Source organism: Streptomyces sp. NPDC018947, assembly GCF_044390505.1.
In the GTDB taxonomy this organism is placed as follows: Bacteria; Actinomycetota; Actinomycetes; order Streptomycetales; family Streptomycetaceae; genus Streptomyces.
The window spans coordinates 62,321-84,445 of sequence record NZ_JBIRZD010000014.1 but is presented as its reverse complement, the minus strand read 5'-3'; the positions used below and the strand labels follow the sequence as shown (position 1 = coordinate 84,445).

General features: G+C 74.0%; 19 protein-coding genes. 14 read left to right on the top strand and 5 right to left on the bottom strand.

Going from position 1 to position 22,125, the window contains the following annotated elements:
- The first annotated feature begins 274 nt into the window (after positions 1–274).
- The gene (locus tag ACH499_RS25160; protein WP_399018485.1) at positions 275–2,425 is read left to right on the top strand and encodes a primosomal protein N'; all 2,151 of its coding nucleotides are present in this window, start codon (positions 275–277) and stop codon (positions 2,423–2,425) included.
- A gap of 550 nt (positions 2,426–2,975) precedes the next feature.
- Here ACH499_RS25160 and ACH499_RS25155 read toward each other — a convergent pair.
- The gene (locus ACH499_RS25155; RefSeq protein WP_399018483.1) at positions 2,976–3,524 is read right to left on the bottom strand and encodes a hypothetical protein; all 549 of its coding nucleotides are present in this window, start codon (positions 3,522–3,524) and stop codon (positions 2,976–2,978) included.
- A 272-nt stretch (positions 3,525–3,796) separates the two neighbouring features.
- Between ACH499_RS25155 and fmt the strand changes: the two genes are divergently transcribed.
- The 11 genes from fmt to ACH499_RS25100 all read left to right on the top strand — a co-directional run bounded on the left by fmt (position 3,797) and on the right by ACH499_RS25100 (position 16,815).
- A complete protein-coding gene (gene fmt / locus ACH499_RS25150; protein ID WP_356199305.1) occupies positions 3,797–4,729 on the top strand; it encodes a methionyl-tRNA formyltransferase in 933 nt (310 codons plus the stop codon).
- 74 nt (positions 4,730–4,803) lie between these two features.
- Entirely contained in the window at positions 4,804–6,225 is a 1,422-nt protein-coding gene (locus ACH499_RS25145; protein ID WP_399018481.1) for an RsmB/NOP family class I SAM-dependent RNA methyltransferase, read from the top strand.
- A 246-nt stretch (positions 6,226–6,471) separates the two neighbouring features.
- Positions 6,472–7,158, top strand: a complete 687-nt coding sequence (gene rpe / locus ACH499_RS25140) for a ribulose-phosphate 3-epimerase (protein ID WP_356199301.1) — start codon at positions 6,472–6,474, stop codon at positions 7,156–7,158.
- 77 nt (positions 7,159–7,235) lie between these two features.
- On the top strand, positions 7,236–8,279 hold the full coding sequence (locus ACH499_RS25135; protein ID WP_356199299.1) for a sugar-binding domain-containing protein: 1,044 nt from the start codon (positions 7,236–7,238) through the stop codon (positions 8,277–8,279).
- 25 nt (positions 8,280–8,304) lie between these two features.
- Positions 8,305–8,658, top strand: coding sequence for a barstar family protein (locus ACH499_RS25130; protein ID WP_356199297.1), 354 nt, complete (start codon positions 8,305–8,307; stop codon positions 8,656–8,658).
- 108 nt (positions 8,659–8,766) lie between these two features.
- The gene (locus ACH499_RS25125; RefSeq protein WP_356199295.1) at positions 8,767–10,209 is read left to right on the top strand and encodes a GuaB1 family IMP dehydrogenase-related protein; all 1,443 of its coding nucleotides are present in this window, start codon (positions 8,767–8,769) and stop codon (positions 10,207–10,209) included.
- A gap of 408 nt (positions 10,210–10,617) precedes the next feature.
- On the top strand, positions 10,618–12,114 hold the full coding sequence (locus ACH499_RS25120; protein WP_356199293.1) for an amino acid permease: 1,497 nt from the start codon (positions 10,618–10,620) through the stop codon (positions 12,112–12,114).
- 15 nt (positions 12,115–12,129) lie between these two features.
- Entirely contained in the window at positions 12,130–12,582 is a 453-nt protein-coding gene (locus ACH499_RS25115; RefSeq protein WP_356199291.1) for an Lrp/AsnC family transcriptional regulator, read from the top strand.
- Positions 12,583–12,721: 139 nt separating this feature from the next.
- Positions 12,722–13,948 (top strand): MFS transporter, encoded by a 1,227-nt coding sequence (locus ACH499_RS25110; protein WP_399018477.1) that lies wholly within the window; start codon positions 12,722–12,724, stop codon positions 13,946–13,948.
- 339 nt (positions 13,949–14,287) lie between these two features.
- Entirely contained in the window at positions 14,288–15,076 is a 789-nt protein-coding gene (locus ACH499_RS25105) for a carbon-nitrogen hydrolase family protein (RefSeq protein ID WP_399018475.1), read from the top strand.
- A 41-nt stretch (positions 15,077–15,117) separates the two neighbouring features.
- Positions 15,118–16,815 carry an NAD(P)/FAD-dependent oxidoreductase gene (locus tag ACH499_RS25100; protein WP_356199285.1) on the top strand — a complete coding sequence of 566 codons (1,698 nt, stop codon included), beginning with the start codon at positions 15,118–15,120 and terminating at the stop codon, positions 16,813–16,815.
- A gap of 4 nt (positions 16,816–16,819) precedes the next feature.
- Here the strand turns inward: ACH499_RS25100 and ACH499_RS25095 are convergent, their stop codons facing one another.
- Both ACH499_RS25095 and ACH499_RS25090 read right to left on the bottom strand, forming a co-directional pair.
- Positions 16,820–17,749 carry an LLM class F420-dependent oxidoreductase gene (locus ACH499_RS25095; RefSeq protein ID WP_399018472.1) on the bottom strand — a complete coding sequence of 310 codons (930 nt, stop codon included), beginning with the start codon at positions 17,747–17,749 and terminating at the stop codon, positions 16,820–16,822.
- A 125-nt stretch (positions 17,750–17,874) separates the two neighbouring features.
- Positions 17,875–18,570 (bottom strand): DUF5995 family protein, encoded by a 696-nt coding sequence (locus ACH499_RS25090; RefSeq protein ID WP_356199281.1) that lies wholly within the window; start codon positions 18,568–18,570, stop codon positions 17,875–17,877.
- Between the two features lie 99 nt (positions 18,571–18,669).
- Between ACH499_RS25090 and ACH499_RS25085 the strand changes: the two genes are divergently transcribed.
- Entirely contained in the window at positions 18,670–18,867 is a 198-nt protein-coding gene (locus ACH499_RS25085) for a hypothetical protein (RefSeq protein ID WP_399018470.1), read from the top strand.
- Here ACH499_RS25085 and ACH499_RS25080 read toward each other — a convergent pair.
- A complete protein-coding gene (locus tag ACH499_RS25080) occupies positions 18,849–20,255 on the bottom strand; it encodes a solute carrier family 23 protein (protein WP_356199280.1) in 1,407 nt (468 codons plus the stop codon). The genes ACH499_RS25085 and ACH499_RS25080 overlap by 19 nt on opposite strands.
- A gap of 187 nt (positions 20,256–20,442) precedes the next feature.
- On the opposite strand from ACH499_RS25080, the gene ACH499_RS25075 reads away from it, so the two are divergent.
- The gene (locus tag ACH499_RS25075; RefSeq protein WP_399018468.1) at positions 20,443–20,901 is read left to right on the top strand and encodes an acyl-CoA thioesterase; all 459 of its coding nucleotides are present in this window, start codon (positions 20,443–20,445) and stop codon (positions 20,899–20,901) included.
- On the opposite strand, the gene ACH499_RS25070 is transcribed toward ACH499_RS25075, so the two are convergent.
- The gene (locus ACH499_RS25070; protein ID WP_399018465.1) at positions 20,861–22,072 is read right to left on the bottom strand and encodes an MFS transporter; all 1,212 of its coding nucleotides are present in this window, start codon (positions 22,070–22,072) and stop codon (positions 20,861–20,863) included. The two genes, ACH499_RS25075 and ACH499_RS25070, sit on opposite strands and share 41 nt — an antisense overlap.
- Between the last annotated feature and the right edge of the window lie 53 nt (positions 22,073–22,125).

The window sequence follows — 22,125 nt, the reverse complement described above, 5'->3', positions numbered from 1 at the left end:
GTTCCCCCGCTGGGGGCGCCGGGCCTCGGCGCGTGTGGCCCGCCCGGCCGGAAATCCCTCGCGGCACCGGTACGCGCCCGCCTACGCTGTGGGCTCCTTCCGGTGCGAAGGCCGCGGGTACTTCCGATGGAGCACGCCTCGTCGCGTGCGGTGAAGTGGGGAACCAGGTGACCGCTGCCGCTGTGACCTCGGGAGGACCGGCACCGGGCGCCCCGTGCGAGGGCGACGGGCAGCGCGCCGTCGGTTGTCGGTGGGCTTTGGTAAGAATGCAGGTGTGAGCAGCGAGAACGGACGGGGGGAGGGCGGCGCGCAGGAGGCACCGCCCGAACAGCTCGCGCTCATCCGGGAGAGCGTGCGCAAGGCGAAGGCGCCGCGCGCCAAGCCGCGGACCTGGCGCGGAGCCGCGCTCGCCAAGGAGCTGCCCGTCGCACGGGTGCTCGTCGACAAGGGCGTGCTCCACCTCGACCGGTACTTCGACTACGCCGTGCCCGAGGAACTCGACGCCGAGGCCCGGCCCGGCGTGCGGGTGCGGGTGCGGTTCGGAGCCGGACGGCACCGGGTGCGCGACGGGCGCCGCGAGGGCGGCGGTCTCGTCGACGGTTTCCTGGTGGAGCGGCTCGAGGAGTCCGACTACGCCGGTCCGCTGGCGGCGCTGGCCCAGGTCGTCTCGCCGGAACCGGTGCTCGACCCGGAGCTGCTCGGACTCGCCCGTGCCGTCGCCGACCGCTACGCGGGCAGCCTCGCCGACGTGCTCCAGCTCGCCGTGCCGCCGCGCAGCGCGCGTGCCGAGAAGCGGCCCTCGCCCGAGCCGCTGCCCCCGCCGCCGGCGCCCGCCGCGGGCCCCTGGGAGCGGTACGAGCAGGGGCCCGGGTTCCTCGCCTCCCTGGCCTCGGGCGGTGCGCCGCGTGCCGTCTGGAACGCGCTGCCCGGCCCCCGGTGGAGCGAGGAGCTGGCGCGGGCCGTGGCGGCGACGCTGGCCTCGGGGCGGGGCGCGCTCGTCGTCGTGCCGGACGGGCGGGCCGTCGCCCGCGTCGACGCCGCGCTGACCGCCCTGCTCGGCGACGGCCGGCACGCGGTGCTCACCGCCGACGCCGGACCCGAGAAGCGGTACGCGCAGTGGCTCGCCGTGCGCAGAGGCGCCGTACGGGCCGTCGTCGGGACCCGCGCCGCCATGTTCGCCCCGGTGCGCGACCTCGGACTGGTCGCCCTGTGGGACGACGGCGACGACAGCCACAGCGAGCAGCACGCCCCGCAGCCGCACGCCCGCGAGGTACTGCTGCTGCGCGCGGCCCAGGACCGGTGCGCCTTCCTGCTGGGAAGCCGGACGTGCACCGTGGAGGCCGCGCAACTGGTGGAGACCGGCTGGGCCCGGCCGCTGGTCGCCGGCCGGGAGCAGGTACGGGCCGCCGCCCCGCTCGTCCGCACCGTCGGCGACGGTGACCTGGCCAGGGACGAGGCGGCGCGGGCCGCCCGGCTGCCGACCCTCGCCTGGCAGGCCGTGCGGGACGGGCTGCGGCGCGGCCCGGTCCTCGTGCAGGTGCCCCGGCGCGGATACGTACCGCGGATGGCGTGCGCCGCCTGCCGGACGCCCGCGCGGTGCCGGCACTGCTCGGGGCCGCTGGAGGGCCAGGAGTCCGGGGCCGCGCTGCGCTGCGGCTGGTGCGGACGCGAGGAGAACGACTGGCACTGCCCGGAGTGCGGGGCGTTCCGGCTGCGCGCCCAGGTTGTGGGCGCGCGCCGTACCGCCGAGGAGCTGGGCCGGGCCTTTCCCGCGGTGCCGGTGCGCACGTCGGGGCGGGAGCAGGTCCTGGACACCGTGCCGGACACGCCGGCCCTGGTCGTCAGCACCCCGGGCGCCGAGCCCGTGGCCGAGGGCGGGTACGCGGCGGCGCTGCTGCTCGACGGCTGGGCCATGCTGGGGCGGCCCGACCTGCGCGCCGGGGAGGACGCCCTGCGGCGCTGGCTCGCCGCGGCCGCGCTGGTGCGTCCGCAGAGCGAGGGGGGCACCGTCGTCGTGGTGGCCGAGCCGACCCTGCGGCCGGTGCAGGCGCTGGTGCGGTGGGACCCCGTCGGCCATGCGGTACGGGAGCTGTCCGAGCGGGCCGAGCTGGGCTTCCCGCCGGTGTCGCGGATGGCGTCCGTGACGGGGCCCCCGGAGGCGGTGGCCGGCTTCCTCCGCGCGGTGGAGCTGCCGCGCGAGGCCGAGGTGCTGGGCCCGGTGCCGCTGTCGGTCACACCACCGGGGCGCCCGCGCAGGGCGGGCGGACCGCCGCCGGGGGAGCACTGGGACCGGGCGCTGGTACGGGTGCCACCGGGGAGCGGGGCCGCACTGGCCGGCGCGCTGAAGGCCGCACAGGCGGCGCGGATGGCCCGGGGGAACGACGCGGCGGTCTGGGTGCGGATCGATCCGCCGGACATCGGCTGAGAGGCGGCTGGGTCCGCTGTGACCGGTGGGGCTGGTGGTGCGGGGCGGGTTGGTGCCGGTGCGGGGTGCGGGGTGGTTCGTGTCGGCGTCGGTCCGGCGTGGGGATTGGCTCTCGCCGACGGCGTGGTACGGGGGGCCGGGTGCCGCGGGGGGCGGCCAGGTAGCCGCCGGGAGAGCTCGTCGGCGCGCGGAGGGCCGCGTGGACGGCGGTGCGGGTGCGGATCATGCACCCGGCACCGGTCGAGGGCGGCGGCGAACGTCCCGGTCGTACGGAGCGGGCGAGTGGAGCCGGTGTCGGTGCGCGGGGTGGCTGTGATGGCCGTCGTGCCGGTGCAGGGGCTGGGCTGTCGTCGGCCTCGTCGGTCTCGTCGGCCGAGACGCCGTGTTGCGCCGGTGCCCGCGTGCGCGGGGGCTGTGATGGCGCTGGTTGTCGGCGTAGGGGGCTTCGCCGACCGGGGGCCGAGATGCCCGTGCCGCGTTGCTGGTGTCGGGCGGTGTGGAGTGGAGAGGTGGGCCCTCCCGGTGTCGGCCGGGAGGGCTGGGGCTCGGGTCAGCCGTTGCGGGGGCTCGGGAAGGCGGTCGGCCTGATGTCCTCGCGCAGGGCCGGGCTGCCGGCCGTCGGCTGGGTCGGCATGGAGCGGGCCGCGGGGACCGTGGGCACGGCCGCGACGCCGGTGCCCGCCGGGCCCGTGCGGGTGCCCGACGGTTCCTGCGCGCGCTCGGTGGTCTCGGCCGCCGCCGCCTGGGCCGCGGCGCGACGGGAACCGTAACGCCGGTGCACGGCCTGCTTGGTGACGCCGAGAGCGGAGCCCACCGCGTCCCACGAGAAGCCGAGCGAGCGGTCGAAGTCCACGGCGGCCGTGACCAGGGTCTCGACACTGTCCCGCAGCTCCTGGGCGAGACGGACCGTCGGGGCGGGGGCGCGTCCGTAGACGACGAAGCCCGTGGAGGGGCCGGAACGGCGCGGACGGTAGACGTTGCCCAACTGGGCGGTGAGGGTGCGCAGTGCGTCCACCTGCCGGCGGACCCGCTCGATGTCCCGCACCAGCAAGTGCAGGCTGGCCCGAGCCTGGGCGTCGTGGGTTGCGTGGTCGGCCATGAACAAGCCTCTCGAACCGGCGTTGGAAGGGGATCGGGTCGCGCGGGCGGCCCTGTGTGGTCAACTCTTCCTTGACCAACGCGTGGACGCTCCGCCGGTCACGGGGTGGGGGCGTGCTGGCATATGCACACGCCGTCCCGGCACGGTGCGCGCCGCGGCCTCCGGAACCGCCTCCCGGGGGCGCCGTACCTTGGGCGGCCGCTCGTCGCGTAGGGGCTCGTAGACTGGTGCGTCGCCCCCATCCGCCCCCGCCCGAGAGGCCCGTCCCACCCATGAAGCTGGTCTTCGCCGGTACCCCCGAGGTCGCCGTTCCCGCCCTGGACGCCCTGATCGCCTCCGAGCGCCACGAGGTGGCCGCCGTCGTCACCCGGCCCGACGCTCCGGCCGGGCGCGGGCGTCGGCTGGTGGCCTCGCCCGTGGCCGAGCGGGCCGAGGAGGCCGGGATCGAGGTGCTCAAGCCCGCGAAGCCCCGGGACCCGGAGTTCCTGGAGCGGCTGCGCGAGATCGCGCCCGACTGCTGCCCGGTCGTCGCCTACGGGGCCCTGCTGCCGCGCGTGGCCCTCGACGTGCCCGCGCAGGGCTGGGTCAACCTGCACTTCTCGCTGCTGCCCGCCTGGCGCGGAGCCGCGCCCGTGCAGCACGCGCTGATGGCCGGGGACGAGATCACCGGGGCGTCCACCTTCCTCATCGAGGAGGGCCTGGACTCCGGGCCCGTCTACGGGACGGTCACCGAGACCATCCGGCCCACCGACACCAGCGGCGACCTGCTGACCCGGCTCGCCTTCGCCGGCGCGGGACTGCTGGCCGCGACCATGGACGGCATCGAGGACGGCACGCTGAAGGCCGTGCCGCAGCCCGCCGACGGCGTCTCCCTGGCCCCGAAGATCACCGTCGAGGACGCCCGGATCGACTGGGCGGCCCCGGCGCTGCGCGTCGACCGCGTGGTGCGCGGCTGCACGCCGGCGCCCGGCGCCTGGACCACGTTCCGCGGCGAGCGGCTCAAGCTCGTGCAGGCCACGCCCGTGCCCGGCCGCACCGACCTCGCCCCCGGCAGGCTCGCGGCCGGCAAGAACAACGTGTACGTCGGCACCGGCTCGTACGCCGTCGAGCTGCTGTGGGTGCAGGCGCAGGGCAAGAAGCCGATGCGGGCCGCGGACTGGGCGCGCGGCGCGCGGATCGCCGAGGGCGAGTCGCTGGGCGCCTGACCTGCGCGTCACCGTCCGCCGGCCCGACGTACGCTGGTGGACGCACTGCACCCCACAACCGGAGCACCTTTTTCGTGAGCGAGCAGCCTCGTCGTCCCCGCAAACCCGGCAAGCCGTACCGCAGGCCCCAGAAGGACCCCGTCCGCATCCTCGCCTTCGAGGCGCTCAGGGCCGTGGACGAGCGGGACGCGTACGCCAACCTCGTCCTGCCGCCGCTGCTGCGCAAGGCGCGGGAGAAGGACGAGACGTTCGACGCCCGGGACGCAGCCCTCGCGACCGAGCTGGTCTACGGGACGCTGCGCCGGCAGGGGACGTACGACGCGGTCATCGCCGTCTGCGTGGACCGGCCGCTGCGCGAGGTCGATCCGCCGGTGCTGGACGTGCTCAGCCTCGGTGTGCACCAGCTCCTCGGGACGCGGATCCCGACCCACGCGGCCGTGTCCGCCTCCGTCGAGCTGGCGCGGGTGGTGCTGGGCGACGGGCGGGCCAAGTTCGTCAACGCCGTGCTGCGCAAGGTCGCGCAGGACGACCTCGACGGCTGGCTGGAGCGGGTCGCGCCGCCCTACGACGAGGACCCCGAGGACCACCTCGCGGTCGTCCACTCGCATCCGCGCTGGGTCGTCTCCGCGCTGTGGGACTCCCTCGGCGGCGGCCGGGCCGGCATCGAGGAGCTGCTGGCGGCCGACAACGAGCGGCCCGAGGTGACGCTGGTCGCCCGGCCCGGCCGGGCCACGACCGGGGAACTGCTGGCCGAGGACGCCGCCGTCGCCGGGCGCTGGTCGCCGTACGCGGTGCGGCTGAGCGAGGGCGGCGAGCCCGGGGCCGTCCAGGCCGTACGGGAGGGCCGGGCCGGGGTCCAGGACGAGGGCAGCCAGCTCGTCGCGCTCGCCCTGGCCAACGCGCCCCTGGACGGGCCCGACCGGCGCTGGCTGGACGGCTGCGCGGGGCCCGGCGGCAAGGCGGCGCTGCTGGGCGCCCTGGCCGCCGAGCGGGGGGCCTTCCTGCTGGCCTCCGAGAAGCAGCCGCACCGGGCGGGGCTCGTGGCCAAGGCACTGGACGGCAACCCGGGGCCGTACCAGGTGATCGCCGCCGACGGGACCCGCCCGCCGTGGCGGCCCGGCTGCTTCGACCGCGTCCTGGTCGACGTGCCGTGCACCGGTCTCGGTGCCCTGCGCCGCCGCCCCGAGGCGCGCTGGCGGCGCCGTCCCGAGGACCTGGACGGCTTCGCCCCGCTCCAGCGAGGCCTGCTGGACAGCGCCCTGCGGGCCGTACGGGTCGGCGGCGTCGTCGGCTACGCGACCTGCTCGCCCCACCTCGCGGAGACCCGCGCCGTCGTCGCGGACGTCCTCAAGCAGCACCCCGAGGCCGAACTCCTCGACGCCCGCCCCCTCCTCCCCGGCGTCCCGGACCTGGGCGACGGCCCCGACATCCAGCTCTGGCCCCACCTCCACGGCACGGACGCGATGTACCTCGCCCTGATCCGCCGCACCGCGTAGACCCCGCTCCACCAAGGCGCCCCGAAGGGACGCGGGGAACCGCGCGAGCAACCACGCACGGTCCGCGGCCGACGCACAACCGCGCCCCGGGGCAACGGCGGTCACCGCACACCGACGTCCGGGCCGGCCCACGCGAAGGGGCGCGGGGAACCGCGCGAGCACCACGCACGGCCCGCGGCCGAAGAACGACCGCATCCCCCGGTACCGATGCTCCCCACCCCCGGAGGGCATGGCAGGCTTGGGGGCATGGCCGCGCAGATCAACCCCAGCATCCTGTCCGCCGACTTCGCCCGCCTCGCGGACGAGGCCAAGGCGGTCGAGGGAGCCGACTGGCTCCACGTAGACGTCATGGACAACCATTTCGTCCCCAACCTCACGCTCGGCGTGCCGGTCGTGGAGTCCCTGGCCCGCGCGACGGACACCCCGCTGGACTGCCACCTCATGATCGAGGCCCCCGACCGCTGGGCTCCTCAGTACGTCGAGGCCGGCGCCGGTTCCGTCACCTTCCACGTCGAGGCGGCCACCGCCCCGGTCCGGCTCGCGCGGGAGATCCGGGCCAAGGGCGCCCGCGCCTCCATGGCGCTGCGGCCCGCGACGCCGATCGAGCCGTACGAGGACTTGCTTCCCGAACTCGACATGCTGCTGATCATGACGGTTGAACCCGGCTTCGGCGGGCAGGCGTTCCTCGACATCATGCTGCCGAAGATCCGCCGCACCCGTGAGCTGATCAAGAAGCACGGTCTGGAACTGTGGCTCCAGGTCGACGGCGGTGTCTCGGCCTCGACGATCGAACAGTGCGCCGACGCCGGCGCCGACGTCTTCGTCGCCGGTTCCGCCGTGTACGGGGCGTCCGACCCCGCCGAGGCCGTGCGCGCCCTGCGCGAGCAGGCCGAGGCGGCGACCGCCAAGGCGTCGTGGGCGTGCGACCACTGAGGAACAGAACATGAACGGCACCTGTCAGGGCTGATCAAGTGCGCCGAATCTGCAAGGATGAACGGCGAGTCCAGAGTGTGAAGAGCAGTGAGGAGATCGCCGTGTCGGGTATGTCGGCGGGCCGTTCAGCCATGCGGATGGGACCCGCTGAGCTGGTCCAGGCGGCGGCCATGGCCCGCCGCTTCTACCTCGAGGGCAAGTCCAAGATCCAGATCGCGGAGGAGTTCGGCGTCAGCCGCTTCAAGGTGGCCCGGGTCCTCGAGACCGCCCTCGAGCGGGACCTTGTACGAATCGAGATCCGGGTGCCTGCCGAGCTGGACGCCGAGCGCTCGGACGCCCTGCGGGCCCGCTACGGCCTCAGGCACGCCGTCGTGGTGGAGTCCCCGGCCGAGGCCGAGGAGACCCCCGACCCGGAGAACCTGGGCGAGGTGGCCGCCGACCTGCTCGGCGAGCTGGTCAACGAGGGCGACGTCCTCGGCCTGGCCTGGGGCCGCTCCACCATCCACATGGCGGCGGCGCTCGACCGGCTGCCGCCGTGCACGGTGGTGCAGCTCACGGGCGTGTACGACGCCGGGACCGCCGAGCGCGGCTCCGTCGAGGCCGTCCGCCGCGCCGCCCAGGTGTCCGGCGGCGACGCCCACCCCATCTACGCCCCGATGCTGCTGCCCGACGCCGCGACCGCGGCGGCGCTGCGCCACCAGACCGGGATCGCCCGGGCCTTCGAGTACTTCGACAAGGTCACGGTCGCCTGCGTCTCCATCGGCTCCTGGGAGCCCGGCATCTCGACGGTCCACGACATGCTCAGCGACGAGGAGCGCGCGCACTACGCCTCGCTCGGTGTCGCCGCCGAGATGTCCGCGCACCTCTTCGACGCCGAGGGACGCCGGGTCGGGCGGGACCTGGGGGAGCGGTGCATCACGGTCACGGCGGACCAGCTCCGCCGCATCCCCGAGGTCGTCGCGATCGCGGGCGGGCAGCGCAAGGCCGCGGCCATCGACGCGGTGCTGCGCTCCGGGCTCGTCACCAGCCTCGTGACGGACACGTCCGCCGCGGACTACCTGATGACGGCCGGGACCACCCCGAAGCCGACCCTCAACCGCTCGGACCCGGACGGTGTCTGACGCACGGCCGGAGAAAGGGCAGGACATGACCGAGGACCCCGCGGGACGGCTCGTGGTCACCCTCGACCTCGGCGGGGTCACGGACAAGGCGGGCCTGATGGACCGCTGCGCCCGTGACCTGGACCTGCCCGACTGGTTCGGCCGCAACTGGGACGCGCTGGCCGACTCCCTGGCCGACCCGTCCGTCTGGCCCGAGGGGGCGGCGGAGCGGGGGCTGCTGGTCGTCGTACGGGGCTGGCGGGCGTACGCCGAGGCGCGGCCGGACGAGTGGGCCGTGGCCGAGGAGGTGTTCGGCGAGGCGACGGACCGCGGTCCCGGACTCTTCGTGACCCTGGGCCCTGGAGGATCCTCCGAAGGGGCCTCTGACCAGCCTGGATGATCCGACCGGGGCGATTTCGTCACCGGTCGTGGGAGAATGAAGTACGTGCTCTTTCCCCCTGGCTGACCTGTCCGGGGGCCGCCTCTGATCAACTGGGATGTGCAGCACGTGCGTTTCCTCAATGACATCCAGCCCTCGTACGACCTGACGTACGACGACGTCTTCATGGTGCCGAGCCGGTCCGCCGTAGGCTCCCGGCAGGGCGTGGACCTCACCTCCCCGGACGGCACGGGCACCACGATCCCGCTGGTCGTCGCCAACATGACCGCCATCGCCGGGCGCCGCATGGCCGAGACGGTGGCCCGCCGCGGCGGCCTGGTGGTCATCCCGCAGGACATCCCGATCGAGGTCGTCACCGAGGTCGTCTCCTGGGTGAAGAGCCGCCACCACGTGCTGGACACCCCCATCGTGCTCGCCCCGCACCAGACCGTCGCCGACGCGCTGGCCCTGCTGCCCAAGCGCGCGCACAACGCCGGTGTGGTCGTCGACGCGGACCACAAGCCGATCGGTGTGGTCACCGACACCGACCTGACCGGCGTGGACCGCTTCACCCAGCTCGAAGAGGTCATGTCCAAGGACCTCCTCCTGATCGACGCGGACCTGGACCCGCGCGAGGCCTTCAACACCCTGGACGCGGCCAACCGCCGCTACGCGCCCGCCGTCGACAAGGACGGCCGCCTCGCCGGCATCCTCACCCGCAAGGGCGCCCTGCGCGCCACGCTCTACACCCCGGCCACCGACGCGCAGGGCCGTCTCCGCATCGCCGCCGCCGTCGGCATCAACGGCGACGTGGCGGGCAAGGCCGAGCAGCTCCTGGACGCCGGCGTGGACACCCTGGTGATCGACACCGCGCACGGCCACCAGGAGTCCATGGTCAGCGCCGTCAAGCTGGTGCGCGACCTCGACCCGCAGGTGCCGATCGTGGCGGGCAACATCGTCTCCGCCGAGGGCGTGCGCGACCTGATCGAGGCGGGCGCGGACATCGTCAAGGTCGGCGTCGGCCCCGGCGCCATGTGCACCACCCGCATGATGACCGGCGTCGGCCGGCCGCAGTTCTCCGCCGTCCTGGAGTGCGCCGCCGAGGCGAAGAAGTACGGCAAGCACGTGTGGGCCGACGGCGGTGTCCGCCACCCGCGCGACGTGGCGATGGCCCTCGCGGCCGGTGCCTCCAACGTGATGGTCGGCTCCTGGTTCGCGGGCACCTACGAGTCCCCGGGCGACCTCCAGCACGACGCGGACGGCCGCCCGTACAAGGAGTCGTTCGGCATGGCCTCCGCCCGCGCGGTGCGCAACCGCACCTCGGAGGAGTCGGCGTACGACCGGGCCCGCAAGGCGCTGTTCGAGGAGGGCATCTCCACCTCCCGCATGTTCCTCGACCCGACCCGTCCGGGGGTCGAGGACCTGATCGACTCGATCATCGCGGGCGTCCGCTCCTCCTGCACCTACGCCGGCGCCGCCTCCCTGGAGGAGTTCGCCGAGAAGGCCATCGTCGGCATCCAGAGCGCCGCCGGCTACGCCGAGGGCAAGCCGCTGCACGCGAGCTGGAGCTGACCGCAGGACCCTTCCGCACGGCCCCTGATTCCTTCCCGCGCCGGGGAGGACGGGGGCCGTGCGCCGTTCCGGGCGCCGGCGCGCGTCCCCGGCCGGGGACGCCTCGCTGACCAGCGCCGATCCGGTCGTCGAGGCCGTCCGCGCAATGCTCGAAAGCCCCCGCGCAACGAACCTGCGTACCGCCCCGACGAACGCAACGATCGTTCGGGCACGCGCAAGGTTGCTGCATTACCCCGGGGAACGCCCCGCTCATAGGGTTCTGCGCTGTACGTGGCGTGGCGGGGACCCCGCTCGGTGGGTCCCCGTCTTCCGTGAGGGACGCCACCCGGTCTCCGCCGCTCCAGAAGCCCGCCGCGAACCGCCCGCTCGAACCGGCGGCGCGACCGGCAGCGACAAAGGAGTCAACGCGTGCTCGACCAAGGCGCACCCCCGCACCACGACACATCGGCCGCCTCCACGTCCCCGGGGCCGGCCGCGCGCCTGATGCGCCGCAAGCCCGTGGAACGCCTGGTCGCGGAGGGCGGCCAGGGCGAGGGCGGCAGCCTGCGCCGCACCCTCGGCCTGTGGCAGCTCACCATGATCAGCATCGGCGCCACCCTCGGCACCGGCATCTTCGTCGTCCTCGGCGAGGCCGTCCCCAAGGCCGGACCGGCGGTCACCCTCTCCTTCGTCATCGCCGGCCTGACGGCGCTGTTCTCCGCCCTCTCCTACGCCGAGCTGGCCGGCACCATCCCCGTCGCCGGTTCCTCGTACTCGTACGCCTACGCCACCATGGGCGAGCTGGTCGCCTGGATCTGCGGCTGGTGTCTGGTCCTGGAGTACGGCGTCTCCGTCGCGGCCGTCGCCGTCGGCTGGGGCGAGTACCTCAACGAACTCCTCGACGGGACCATCGGCGTCACCATCCCGTCGGCCCTGTCGGCCCCGCCCGGCGACGGCGGCGTCTTCAACCTGCCCGCGCTGATCGTGGTGCTCCTCGCCATGACGTTCCTGCTGGGCGGCGCCCGCGAGTCCGCCCGCGCCAACACGATCATGGTCGTCGTCAAGATCGCCGCGCTGGTGCTCTTCTGCGCCGTCGGCGTCCAGGGCTTCCGCTCCGGCAACTACGAGAACTTCATGCCGCTCGGCATGGCCGGCGTCAGCGCGGCCGGTGCGACGCTGTTCTTCTCCTACATCGGCTTCGACGCCGCCTCCACCGCCGGTGAGGAGGCGAAGAACGCCCAGCGCGACCTCCCCCGCGCGATCATGCTCTCCCTCGTCATCGTCACCGTGCTGTACGTGCTGGTCGCCGCCGTCGCCGTCGGCGCCAAGCCGTGGAAGGGCTTCACCGACTCCGAGGCCGCCCTCGCGCAGATCATGACCGACGTCACCGGGCAGAGCTTCTGGGGCACCCTGCTGGCGTTCTGCGCCGTCGTCGCCATCGCCAGCGTCGTCCTGACCGTCCTGTACGGCCAGACCCGCGTCCTGTTCGCGATGTCCCGTGACGGGCTGGTGCCCAAGGTGTTCTCCCGGGTCCACCCGAAGACCGGCGCCCCCCGCGCCAACACGCTGATCGTCTCGCTGTTCTGCGGCGTCCTCGCCGCCGCCGTCCCGCTCGGACAGCTCGCCGACGCCACCAGCATCGGCACGCTCTTCGCGTTCGCTCTCGTCAACGTGGCCGTCGTGGTGCTGCGCCGGACCCGCCCGGACATGCCGCGCACCTTCCGGGTGCCGCTGTCGCCGGTCCTGCCCGCCCTGGGCTTCGGATTCTGCGTGTGGATGATGGGCAGCCTGTCCGCCGTCACCTGGGTGGTCTTCGGTGTCTGGATGGCGGCCGGGCTCGTGTTCTACTTCGTGTACGGCCAACGCCATTCCCGACTCGCCACCCCAGGCCCGGACACCTCGCAGGTCCGGGCGCAGCAGAAGTGAAGTGAACGACCCGCAGTGCTGAACGATCTCGACGAACGCATCGTGCACGCCCTCGCCGAGGACGCCCGCCGCTCCTACGCGGACATCGGGCAGTCGGTCGGCCTGTCCGCGCCCGCCGTGAAACGGCGCGTGGACCGGCTGCGCGCCACCGGCGCCATCACCGGTTTCACCGTGCGGGTGGACCCCGCCGCGCTCGGCTGGGAGACCGAGGGGTTCGTCGAGATCCACTGCCGCCGCAACACCTCGCCGGAGACCATCCAGCGGGGACTGGAGCGCTACCAGGAGGTCGTGGCCGCGTCCACCGTCACCGGGGACGCGGACGCGATCGCCCAGGTCTTCGCCTCCGACATGCGGCACTTCGAACGGGTCCTGGAGCGGATCGCCGGGGAGCCCTTCGTGGAGCGCACCAAGTCGGTGCTGGTGCTCTCGCCGCTGCTGCGGCGCTTCTCCTCGGGGTCGCCGACGTAAAGCCCTGTGCCCGGGCCGTCGCCGCGCCTACCATCGGTGCCATGACCTGGCGACATTGATCGACCCGCCGTGCCTCCTCCCGGGGGCCGCCCCGGACGCCGTACCTCCGGTGTCCGCTCCGCTCTCCCGGGAAGGCCTCATGACCTCCACACCCACGCGTGTGCCGCCCGCCGCTCGCCGGCGGGTGACGGCCACGCTGTACGGTTACGCGTTCCTCGACGACTTCGTCCTGCTCTACCCGGTGTACGCGCTGCTCTTCAGCGACGCCGGGCTGTCGGTCGGGCAGATCTCCTCCCTCTTCGCCGTGTGGTCGCTCACCGGCGTCCTGCTGGAGATCCCCACGGGCGCCCTGGCCGACGCCGTCTCCCGTCGGCTGCTGCTGTGGTCGGCACCGCTGCTCACCGCCGCCGGCTTCGCCCTGTGGGTGTTCGCGCCGTCCTACGGCGCCTTCGCACTGGGCTTCGTGCTGTGGGGCGCCGGGGGCGCGCTCGCGTCCGGAGCGCTGGAGGCACTCGTCCACGACGAACTCGACCGGCTCGGCGCCGCCGGCCGCTACGCCCGCGTGATGGGCCGGGCCCGCGCGGCCGGGCTGCTGGGCGTGATGGCGGCGACGGGCCTGGCCGGGCCGCTGCTCGCCCGGGGCGGCTACCGGGCGGTGGGCGTGGCGAGCATCGTGGTCTGCCTGCTGGCGGCGGCCGTCGCGACCCGGTTCCCCGAGCACCGTACGGCTGCCGGGGGAGGGGAACGGTGGGCCGCGACCCTGCGGACAGGGCTCGCCGAGGCCCGCGCCGACCGGTCCGTACGCGGTGCGCTGCTGCTCGTCCCGGCGGTGGGAGCCGTGTGGGGCGCCCTCGACGAGTACACGCCGCTGCTGGTGCGCGACACCGGCGTGGCAGAGGCGACCGTGCCGTGGCTGCTCCTGATGATCTGGGCCGGCGCCACGGCCGGAGGGCTGCTGTCCGGGGCCGCCGAACGGCTGGGCGACGCCCCTCTCGCCGGTCTGCTGGCGGGCGCCGCCCTCGCCCTGGCGGCGGGCGCCGCCACGGGCAGCCCCGCCGGGCTCGCGCTGGTCGCCGTCGCGTTCGGCGGTTTCCAGCTCGCGAGCGTGCTCGCCGACGCCCGCCTCCAGCGCCGTATCGGCTCCGCCGGGCGGGCGACCCTGACCTCGGTGGCGGGCCTCGGCACCGAGGTGGGCACCATCGCGGTGTACGGGGCGTACGCGGTGGCCGGCACGGCGACGGGCCACGGCACCGCGTTCGCGCTGTCCGCGCTCCCATACCTGGTGACGGCCCTGGTCCTGGTGGCGGCGCGGGGCGCCGCGCCCGGCACCCGGCGCCGGGCCCGACGCGCCCCGGGGCCCGGGTGACCGCACCGGTCCTGCCGGAGCGGGCGCCGGGCCCACGGGGTCGGTACCGATGAGTTCGGGGCCGTCCGCCGGCGCCGGCGGACGGCGGGGGCGACACCGGCGGTGGGGTCCCGCCCGGCCGGCCCTGCCGCTGGGAGCGGCGCCGGGCTCCCCCCGCCCCGGCGCTCCCGGTGCCTCACGGGCGGCCCGGGCGGACGCGCAACGAATCGCCGGGGAGCGGCCGGGGGACGCAACGATCCGCTCACCGGCGCGCAACGGCTCCTCCTTGTCCGGCCGAGCGCGCCGACCGTACCGTCTATCTGGCCCCCGAACCCCCCTTCCGACCGGTGAGGAACACGCATGCGCACAGCCCTGCTCCAGAGCTCCGGCCGCCCCGGCTCCACCGCCGAGAACCTCAAGGTCCTCGACGAGGCCGCGGGCCGCGCCGCCGCCGCGGGGGCCGGGCTGCTCGTCACCTCCGAGCTGTTCCTGACCGGGTACGCGATCGGCGACGGCGTCGGCCGCCTCGCCGAGGCCGCCGACGGCGACGCGGCCGACGCGGTCGCGGAGACCGCCACGCGCCACGGCATCGCCGTCGCCTACGGCTACCCCGAGCGGGCCGGCGAGAGCGTCTTCAACTCCGTCCAGTTGATCTCCGCCGACGGCACCCGCCTCGCCAACTACCGCAAGACCCACCTCTTCGGCTGCTTCGAGCAGGAGCACTTCGTCCCCGGCGAGCAGCCGGTCGTGCAGGCGGAGCTGAACGGTCTCACCGTCGGCCTGATGATCTGCTACGACGTCGAGTTCCCGGAGAACGTGCGCGCCCACGCCCTGGCCGGCACCGACCTGCTGCTCGTCCCGACGGCGCAGATGCACCCCTTCCAGTTCGTCGCCGAGTCCGTCGTGCCGGTGCGGGCCTTCGAGAACCAGATGTACGTCGCGTACGTCAACCGGGTCGGCCCGGAAGGCGAGTTCGAGTTCGTCGGGCTGTCCGTGCTCGCCGGGCCCGACGGGATCGCCCGTGCCCGTGCCGGGCGCTCGGAGGAACTGGTCGTCGCCGACGCCGACCCGGCCTTCCTCGCCGCCTCCCGCGAGAACAACCCGTATCTGAAGGACCGCCGCCCGGGCCTCTACGGGTCCCTCGCCTGAACCTCCCTCCCCGTAACACCTGTGCAAGGAGTCCGTACCCCATGACGTCCACGGTGCCCAACGCGATCGAGCACGCAGACGAGCAGCAGCCGCCGATCACCATGTTCGGTCCGGACTTCCCGTACGCCTACGACGACTTCCTCGCCCACCCGGCGGGCCTCGGGCAGATACCCGCGACCGAGCACGGCAGCGAGGTCGCCGTCATCGGCGGCGGTCTGTCGGGCATCGTGGCCGCCTACGAGCTGATGAAGATGGGCCTCAAGCCCGTGGTCTACGAGGCCGACCGGATCGGCGGCCGGCTGCGCACCGTCGGCTTCGACGGCTGCGACCCCTCGCTGACCGCCGAGATGGGCGCGATGCGCTTCCCGCCGTCCTCCACCGCCCTCCAGCACTACATCGACCTGGTGGGCCTCGAGACCCGGCCGTTCCCCAACCCGCTCGCCGAGGCGACGCCCTCGACCGTCGTCGACCTCAAGGGCGAGTCGCACTACGCCGAGACCCTCGCCGACCTGCCGCAGGTCTACCGGGACGTGGCGGACGCCTGGGCGCGCTGCCTGGAGGAGGGTGCCGACTTCTCCGACATGAACCGCGCCCTGCGCGAGCGCGACGTCCCGCGCATCCGCGAGATCTGGGCGAAGCTGGTCGAGAAGCTCGACAACCAGACCTTCTACGGCTTCCTCTGCGAGTCCGAGGCCTTCCGGTCCTTCCGGCACCGCGAGATCTTCGGCCAGGTCGGCTTCGGCACCGGCGGCTGGGACACCGACTTCCCCAACTCCATCCTGGAGATCCTCCGCGTCGTCTACACCGAGGCCGACGACCACCACCGCGGCATCGTCGGCGGCTCCCAGCAACTGCCGCTGCGCCTGTGGGAGCGGGAGCCGGAGAAGATCGTCCACTGGCCCTACGGCACCTCGCTGAAGTCCCTCCACGTGGACGGCGAGCCCCGCCCGGCCGTGACCCGGCTGACCCGCACTGCGGGTAACCGGATCACCGTCACCGACGCTCACGGCGACATCCGCACCTACCGGGCGGCGATCTTCACCGCGCAGTCCTGGATGCTGCTGTCCAAGATCGCCTGTGACGACTCGCTCTTCCCGATCGACCACTGGACCGCGATCGAGCGCACCCACTACATGGAGTCCAGCAAGCTCTTCGTGCCCGTCGACCGGCCCTTCTGGCTGGACAAGGACGAGGAGACCGGCCGGGACGTCATGTCGATGACGCTCACCGACCGCATGACCCGCGGCACCTACCTGCTGGACGACGGCCCGGACAAGCCCGCCGTGATCTGCCTGTCCTACACCTGGTGCGACGACAGCCTGAAGTGGCTGCCGCTGTCCGCGAACGAGCGGATGGAGGTCATGCTGAAGTCGCTCGGCGAGATCTACCCGAAGGTCGACATCAGGAAGCACATCATCGGCAACCCCGTGACGGTCTCCTGGGAGAACGAGCCCTACTTCATGGGCGCCTTCAAGGCCAACCTGCCGGGCCACTACCGCTACCAGCGCCGCCTGTTCACCCACTTCATGCAGGAGGAGCTGCCCGAGGACAAGCGGGGCATCTTCCTCGCCGGCGACGACATCTCGTGGACGGCCGGCTGGGCCGAGGGCGCCGTCCAGACCGCGCTGAACGCGGTCTGGGGCGTCATGCACCACTTCGGCGGGGAGACCGACCCGACCAACCCCGGCCCGGGCGACGTCTACGACGAGATCGCGCCGGTCGAGCTCCCCGAGGACTGACCGGCTACACGCCGGCCGCCCGCGCCTTCTCGTACACCTCGGCGGCGACGTCCTTGAGCTCCTCGGCGTCCCGCGGGGAGCCCTGGAGGTCGATGAGGATCTCGTCGAGCCCGATCTCGGCGTGGGCGGCCAGGTCCTCCACGATCTGGTCCACGCTGCCGTCGAAGGGGCGGCGGCCGGCGTCCGTCCGGCCGTCCGCCCGGTAGTGGGCGTTGGCCCGCAGCACCGTCCGGATCGGCTCGGTACGGCCGCGTTCCTCGGCCAGTTCGCGCAGCAGGCGCCACTGTTCGGCGACGGTCTCGACACCCATGCCGGTCGGCAGCCAGCCGTCGGCGTGGTCGACCAGCCGGCGCCGGGCCCGGCCGCTGCCCGCCGCCAGCAGGACGGGGATCGGCCGGGCGGGCTTCGGGCCGACGACCGCGGAGGCGATCTTCGTGATGTGCCCGTCGTACACCACCGGGTCCGGGCCCCACACCGCGCGGCACACCTCGATCAGCTCGTCCAGCGCCTGCCCGCGCTCCTCGAAGGGACGTACGGACGCCGCCGCGTACTCGTCGTGGGACCAGCCGGTGCCGAAGCCCGCCACCACCCGTCCTCCGCTCGCCGCGTCCAGCGAGGCCAGCGCCTTGGCGAGCTGGAACGGCACGTGCAGCGGGGCGACCAGCACACTGGTGCCCAGCAGGGCCCGCTCGGTGGCCGCCGCCGCGAGGGTCAGGGTGACCAGCGGTTCGGCCACGTTCCGGTAGCTGTCCGGCCAGGGCAGGCCCTCGATGCCGTACAGGCCCTGCGTGGCCGGCTCGGGGAACAGAGCCCTCTCGAAGACCCACAGGCTCTCGTAGCCCATCCGTTCCGCCGCGCGGGCCACGTCGGGGACGTCCTTGCCGATGTCGTACTGACGCATCTGGGGGAGACCGAGTCCGAGCCGGGTCGTCATGCCTGGTGCTCCTTCGCCGTCGGGGTGCGATGTTGCCCGAGGGGCCAACGTACAGCGCCGGTACGCGCGTTCGGGGGAGCCGGCGGGCGAAGCGGCCGGGAAGCGCCGGGCGACGCGGGGCCCGGTCAGTCCGGCAGTGGGGTGAGCAGCATGCGGCCCGCGAAGCCCACCGCCGCGTCCAGCCGCTCGGTGAACTCCTCGGCCACGTCCGGCATCCGGCGCAGCGCCCACAGCGCGCGGGCCGCGGCCCACGTGGCGTCGCGGGCGCGCTCCAGGCTCCAGGAGCCGAGCAGGTGGGTCAGCGGGTCGGCGATCCGCAGGAGGTCGGGGCCCGGCACCAGCTCGTCGCGGACGCGCTCCTCCAGCGACACGAGCAGATCGCCCACCCGGTCGAACTCGTCCTCCAGGTCGGCGGGTTCGCAGCCGAGCGTACGGCAGGCGTCCACCACGGCCAGCGCGAGGTCGTGCCCGATGTGCGCGTTGATGCCCGCCAGCGCGAACTGCAGCGGCCGTACGCCGGGATGGCGGCGGAACTGGAACAGGGGGCGCCAGCAGGCGGGTGGCCGGCGCCCGTCCTCCAGGGCGTCGACGGCGGCCAGATAGCGCTCCGCGAACCGCACGTCCAGCGCGGTCGCGGCCCGGGCGTCCGGGAACAGACCGCCGTCGATGTGCCGGTCGACGGCCTCCGTGACGGTGAGGTAGACGCGGTTGAAGACGGCCACCCCGTCCCGCGCGGGCAGGGCGGCGTCGAGGACGCGCATCCGGCTCAGGACCGAGTCCACGGTCCGGACGGCCGTCGGGAGTTGCTCGCAGTGCGCCATGGCGGCAGGGTCGCAGCTTTGGGGTGACGGGGGTGCCGGCGGGCCCGTCGCTTCCCCGGAACGGGGGAACGCGCCCGCCGTGCGGGAGGGGGAACCGCAGTGTCCGGACTGCGTGCCCGGCGTCCGGCCGCTCGCAGGTCCGAGCGCGGGCGCGCCGCCCGCCGCGCACCGACCCCGGACACCGGCATGGGGCCCGTCGACGCCTGCCTGCGGGTGCGGCCGCCCGGGGAGCCGGACGGCCGCAAGGGCCCGCCGGGCACGTTCACCCCGTCCTACGCCTACGACGTGGCGCGCTGAGAACCGCCGCCCCCGGTCGTCTCGTCGTACGACGACGTCCCCTCGTCCAGCAGCGGCTCCTGCGTCTTGAGGTGGGGCGGGGCGAAGAGGCGGAGCGCGTGGTAGCCGGTGATGACGACCAGGGTGCCGAGCGCGATGCCGCTGAGGGAGAAGGTGTCGGTGAACTTCATGCTGACGTTGCCGACGCCGATGATGATGCCCGCGGCGGCCGGCACCAGGTTCAGCGGATTGCGGAGGTCCACCTTGGCGTTGACCCAGATCTGCGCGCCGAGCAGGCCGATCATGCCGTAGAGGATGACCGTGATGCCGCCGAGGACGCCGCCGGGGATCGCGGCGACGACCGCGCCGAACTTCGGGCAGAGGCCAAACAGCAGCGCGAAACCGGCGGCGGCCCAGTAGGCGGCCGTCGAGTAGACCCGCGTCGCGGCCATCACGCCGATGTTCTCGGAGTAGGTGGTGTTGGGCGGCCCGCCCACCGCGGTGGACAGGATCGAGCCGACGCCGTCCGCCGAGATCGCCGTGCCCAGCTTGTCGTCGAGCGGGTCGCCGGTCATCTCGCCGACGGCCTTGACGTGTCCGGCGTTCTCCGCGACCAGCGCGATCACGACCGGCAGGGCGACCAGGATCGCCGACCACTCGAAGCTCGGCCCGTGGAAGGACGGCAGCCCGATCCAGTCGGCGTGGCCCACGGCGGACAGGTCCAGCCGCCAGTGGTCGGTGACCTTGCCGCTGCCGTCCACCGAGTGGATCTTGCCGAAGACCTGGTCCAGGGCCCAGGAGAGGGCGTAGCCGAAGACGAGGCCCAGGAAGATCGCGATGCGGGACCAGAAGCCGCGCAGGCAGACCACGGCCAGGCCGGTGAACAGCATCACCAGCAGTGCCGTCCACTGGTCCTGCGGCCAGTAGGTGGAGGCGGTGACCGGGGCCAGGTTGAAGCCGATCAGCATCACCACCGCGCCGGTGACGACCGGTGGCATCGCGGCGTGGATGATCCGGGCGCCGAAGCGCTGCACCGCCACTCCCACCAGGAACAGCGCGACACCGACGACGAGGACGGCGCCGGTCACCGTGGCGCTGGTGCCGCCCTGCGCCCGGATCACGGCGGCGACGCCGACGAAGGACAGGGAGCAGCCGAGGTAGCTGGGCACCCGGCCGCGGGTGGCGAGCAGGAAGATGACGGTCGCAACGCCCGACATCATGATCGCGAGGTTGGGGTCCAGGCCCATCAGGACCGGAGCCACGAAGGACGCCCCGAACATGGCCACCACGTGCTGGGCGCCGAGCCCGGCCGTGCGGGGCCACGAGAGCCGTTCGTCGGGGCGGACCACCGCTCCGGGTGCGGGCGTGCGCCCGTCACCGTGCAGCTTCCAGCGCACGCCGAGGTCCATGGTGAGGTTTCGCTTTCTCTGTACGTGAGGACTGTCCGCACCATTGTCGGGGGTAACCGGCGGTCCTTCGTTCCGCGCCCCCCGCTGACCAGCGCCTTCCCGTGACCCAGGTCTCTGAGCGTCCGCTTAGGATGGAGGGGATCCGCCGTACGTGAGCACCAGCCGAGCACGATCAGGAGCCCCGCCCGTGACCGCCGAAGCCACCGACGCGCCCGCCCTGTCCTTCGGCAGGCTCGTCCCCGTCACCGTCCACTTCGACGACCTGGACGCCCTCGGCCTGCTGCACAACGCCCGCTACCCGGTGATGGTCGAGCGGGCCTGGGCCGAGCTGTGGGCCGGACACGGCTTCCGGTTCGAGGGCGACTGGGCCGCGGCCGGCGACGCCTGCAACGCCGTCAAGGAACTCACGGTCACCTACGAGACGCCCGTCACCCGGCCGGGCCCGTACGCCGTCCACCTCTGGCTGGAGCGGCTCGGCAGGACCGGGCTGACCTACGGCTTCCGGTTCTGCTCGGCGGACGGCGCCACCACGTACGCCCGCGGCACCCGTGTGCTGGTCCGGCTGGACTCCGCGACGCTGCGCCCGGCGCCGTGGAGCGACACCTTCAGGGCTGCCGGTCGGGCACTGCTGCGCTCGGCGGAGTGATCTTCGGCCGGTCGCGGTCGCCGGCCCGCAGCACCTTGGCGAACAGCACCAGGCAGCAGGCCAGGACGGTCACCAGGCCGAACGACGCCACCAGGCTGGTCGCCTGCGCCAGACCGCCGATGGCGCTCGGCGCCACCAGGCCCGAGGTGTACGTGATGGTGGCGACGCCCGCGATGGCGAGGCTCGGGTTGGAGCCGGCCCGGCCCGCCGCCGCGAAGCACAGCGGCACGACGACCGCGATGCCGAGGCCCATCAGCGCGAAGCCGGTCATCGCCACCGCCGGGTGCCCGCCGGCGACCACCAGCAGGCCGCCGAGCGTGGCCAGCACACCGCTCACCCGGACCGTGCGCACGGCCCCGAAGCGGTCCACCACCCTGTCCCCGGCGAGCCGGGCCACGGCCATGGTGAGCGTGAAGCCCGTGGTGCAGGCCGCCGCCAGACCGGCCGAGGTCCCGAGCTGGTCCCGCAGGTAGACCGCGGACCAGTCCAGGCTCGCCCCCTCCGCGAACACCGCGCAGAAGCCGACCGCGCCGATCAGCAGCGCCGACCGGGGCGGCAGCGCGAACCGCGGCGGCGGGTCCTCGTCCTCGGCGGGCTGGATGTCCAGCACCCACGTGCAGGCCACCAGGCCCGCCCCGGTCAGTACCGCCGCGGCCAGGACGTGGTGCAGCCGCGCGTCCGCGCCCAGATGGGCGGCGAGCGTGCCGGCCGCCGAGCCGATCAGGGCGCCCGCGCTCCACATGCCGTGCAGGCCGGACATGATCGACTTGTCGAGCCGGTTCTCCACCTCCACGCCGAGCGCGTTCATCGCCACGTCCGACATGCCCGCCGTGGCGCCGTAGACGAACAGGGCGAGGCACAGGGTGAGCAGGTTCGGGGCGAGCGAGGGCAGGACCAGCGCCAGCGTCCACAGCGCCAGCAGACCGCGCAGGGCGGTGCGGGCGCCGAAGCGGTGGGTGACGCTGCCGGCCAGCGGCATCGCCACGGAGGCGCCGATCGCGGGGAAGGCGAGGGCGAGGCCGAGCTGGCCCGCGCTCACCCCGGCGTGGTCCTGGATCCAGGGCACACGGGTGGCGAACGAGCCGGTGACCGCGCCGTGCACGGCGAACACGGCCGCCACGGCGTACCGGGCGCGCCTCACCTGGCTCTGCGCATAGACCACCGCGCTCATTCTCGGGTCCTCCGTCGGGTCGGCTCCACTTGATCCGTCGCGCGGCGTAAACT

Excerpts from the sequence above, each read along its gene's own strand:
- ACH499_RS25155 (WP_399018483.1), bottom strand. The coding sequence starts at position 3,524 with ATGGCCGACCACGCAACCCACGACGCCCAGGCTCGGGCCAGCCTGCAC.
- fmt (WP_356199305.1), top strand. The coding sequence starts at position 3,797 with ATGAAGCTGGTCTTCGCCGGTACCCCCGAGGTCGCCGTTCCCGCCCTG.
- rpe (WP_356199301.1), top strand. The coding sequence starts at position 6,472 with ATGGCCGCGCAGATCAACCCCAGCATCCTGTCCGCCGACTTCGCCCGC.
- ACH499_RS25130 (WP_356199297.1), top strand. The coding sequence starts at position 8,305 with ATGACCGAGGACCCCGCGGGACGGCTCGTGGTCACCCTCGACCTCGGC.
- ACH499_RS25110 (WP_399018477.1), top strand. The coding sequence starts at position 12,722 with ATGACCTCCACACCCACGCGTGTGCCGCCCGCCGCTCGCCGGCGGGTG.
- ACH499_RS25105 (WP_399018475.1), top strand. The coding sequence starts at position 14,288 with ATGCGCACAGCCCTGCTCCAGAGCTCCGGCCGCCCCGGCTCCACCGCC.
- ACH499_RS25100 (WP_356199285.1), top strand. The coding sequence starts at position 15,118 with ATGACGTCCACGGTGCCCAACGCGATCGAGCACGCAGACGAGCAGCAG.
- ACH499_RS25095 (WP_399018472.1), bottom strand. The coding sequence starts at position 17,749 with ATGACGACCCGGCTCGGACTCGGTCTCCCCCAGATGCGTCAGTACGAC.
- ACH499_RS25090 (WP_356199281.1), bottom strand. The coding sequence starts at position 18,570 with ATGGCGCACTGCGAGCAACTCCCGACGGCCGTCCGGACCGTGGACTCG.
- ACH499_RS25080 (WP_356199280.1), bottom strand. The coding sequence starts at position 20,255 with ATGGACCTCGGCGTGCGCTGGAAGCTGCACGGTGACGGGCGCACGCCC.
- ACH499_RS25070 (WP_399018465.1), bottom strand. The coding sequence starts at position 22,072 with ATGAGCGCGGTGGTCTATGCGCAGAGCCAGGTGAGGCGCGCCCGGTAC.